Source organism: Mycobacterium sp. E1715 (assembly GCF_001667625.1).
Lineage (GTDB): Bacteria > Actinomycetota > Actinomycetes > Mycobacteriales > Mycobacteriaceae > Mycobacterium.
The window spans coordinates 1-2301 of sequence record NZ_LZJJ01000513.1 but is presented as its reverse complement, the minus strand read 5'-3'; the positions used below and the strand labels follow the sequence as shown (position 1 = coordinate 2301).

Annotated in this window: 2 protein-coding genes and 1 pseudogene; all 3 read left to right on the top strand. The window is 69.8% G+C overall.

All coding sequences use genetic code 11. The annotated features are described in order from the left end of the window. A partial coding sequence (locus A9X03_RS30520; RefSeq protein WP_231975466.1) for a hypothetical protein occupies positions 1–69 on the top strand: 69 nt, incomplete at its 5' end. Positions 70–138: 69 nt separating this feature from the next. Then, positions 139–1701, top strand: coding sequence for an acyl-CoA ligase FadD12 (gene fadD12, locus A9X03_RS25190; protein WP_068016180.1), 1563 nt, complete (start codon positions 139–141; stop codon positions 1699–1701). After that, positions 1701–2301, top strand: a pseudogene (locus A9X03_RS25185) (alpha/beta hydrolase); the annotation flags it as partial. The gene fadD12 and the pseudogene A9X03_RS25185, both read left to right, overlap by 1 nt.

Genomic DNA, 2301 nt, shown 5'->3' with positions numbered 1-2301 from the left:
GTGCGGTCGGTCATGCAGCAGGCCCTCAAGGACCTGGCCGCCAAGCGACGCTTCCCGATCCTGGGCTGACCCGTGGCTTCTCCGTTGAGTCCTATCAGCCACGCCCTCGGCGTCATCTCCACGCTGCGCCGCGCCGGCATGATCGCGCCGATGCGGCCCGACCGCTACCTGAAGATCGCCTCGGCCATGCGCCGCGAGGGGCTGGGGATGACCGTCGGCTTCGCCAGCGCGGCGCAACGCTGCCCGGACCGGCCGGGCCTGATCGACGAACTCGGCACGCTGACCTGGCGCCAGCTCGACGAGCGCATCAATGCCCTCGCCGCGGCGCTGCAGCAGCTGCCCACGGGCCAACCCAAGGTCGTCGGGATCATGTGCCGCAACCACCGCGGCTTCGTCGAGTCGGTGGTGGCCGTCAACCGGCTCGGCTCCGACGTGGTGCTGCTGAACACGTCGTTCGCCGGTCCCGCGCTCGCCGAGGTGGTCAACCGCGAGGGCGTCGACGCCGTCATCTACGACGAGGAGTTCACCGAGACGGTGGACCGGGCGCTGGCCGACAAGCCGGACGCCACCCGCATCGTGGCCTGGACCGACGGCGACCACGACCTGACCGTCGAGAAGCTCATCACCGATCACGCAGGCCAGCGGCCGGAACGCTCCGGCCGCAAGGGCAGGATGATCTTGCTGACCTCCGGCACGACCGGAACGCCCAAGGGGGCCAACCAAACCGGTGGCAATGCCGGCATCGGCACCCTCAAGGCCATTCTGGACCGCACGCCGTGGCGGGCCGAGGAGACGATCGTGGTCGTGGCGCCGATGTTCCACGCCTGGGGTTTTTCGCAGTTGATCTTCGCGGCGTCGATGGCGTGCACGGTGGTGACCCGGCGCAAGTTCGATCCGGAGGCGACGCTGGACCTGATCGACCGGCACCACGCGACCGGCCTGGCGGTGGTTCCGGTGATGTTCGACCGCATCATGGAGCTGCCGCCCGAGGTTCGAAAGCGCTACAGCTGCAAGTCATTGCGCTTCGCCGCGGCGTCCGGCTCACGGATGCGTCCGGACGTCGTCACCGCGTTCATGGACGAGTTCGGTGACGTGATCTACAACAACTACAACGCCACCGAGGCCGGCATGATCGCCACCGCCACCCCGGCGGACCTGCGCGCGGCGCCCGACACCGCGGGACGGGCCGCCGGCGGGACCGAAATCCGCATCCTGGACAGCGAATTCAACGAGCTGCCCACCGGCGAGGTCGGCACGATCTACGTCCGCAACGACACCCAGTTCGAGGGCTACACCTCGGGGGCCACCAAGGATTTTCACGCCGGGTTCATGTCGTCGGGCGACGTCGGCTATCTGGACGAGGCCGGCCGCTTGTTCGTGGTCGGCCGCGACGACGAGATGATCGTCTCCGGCGGTGAGAACGTCTACCCGATCGAGGTGGAGAAGATCCTGGCGGCGCACGACGACGTGGCCGAGGCCGCGGTGATCGGCGTCGACGACGAGCAGTACGGGCAGCGCCTGGCGGCGTTCGTCGTGCTGGGCGACGGCGCCGAGGCGACGCCCGAGACCCTCAAGCAACACGTCCGGGACAACCTGGCCAACTACAAGGTCCCCCGCGAAATCGCCGTCGTCGACGAACTGCCGCGCAGCAGCACCGGCAAGATTTTGCGCAACGAACTGCAGTCGCGGGTCAACGGCTGATGCGCCGATTGGTACGCCCCCGGCCGCTGGCCCGCGCCGCGCTGGAATTGGCCAACGCCGCCAACGGATTACGGCCGCTCGCCCGCAAGGGGTACAGCACCGTGCTGGTCTTCTGGTTCGGCTGGCCGACCTCGGAGGTGCCGGGCGTCTACTTCACCATCTCGCTGGTGGATGCGCTGCGACGCGCGCGGCGCGGCCATTTCGAGGGGCGGCGCGGCAAGGCGGCGCTGGCCATGACCGCCGCGTCGTGGGCCATCCTCGGGGTGATCCGCTACCGCGCCGTCACCACCCCGGGCCGGGTGCTCGAGGCGGGCCTACGCGAGCAGCTGGGTCACGACTACGAGGAGGCGCTGGGCAAGCTGCCACACGCCAAGCCCACGCGCAGCGGGCGGCGCAGCCTGCCGCTGGGCAACACCGTGGCGCGCCGGCGGTACGTCGAGAAGACGAACGTGGTGTCCTACGGCCCCAACGGCCGCGCCAACCTCGCCGACATCTGGCGCCGCCGCGACCTTGCAGCAGCACAGGCGCCTGGATGATCGGGATGCGCCGGCCGCAGGCCTACCCGCTGATGAGCCACCTCGCCGCGCGCGGCTGGGTGTG

Coding starts and splice junctions, on each gene's coding strand:
- fadD12 (WP_068016180.1), top strand. CDS start 139: ATGATCGCGCCGATGCGGCCCGACCGCTACCTGAAGATCGCCTCGGCC.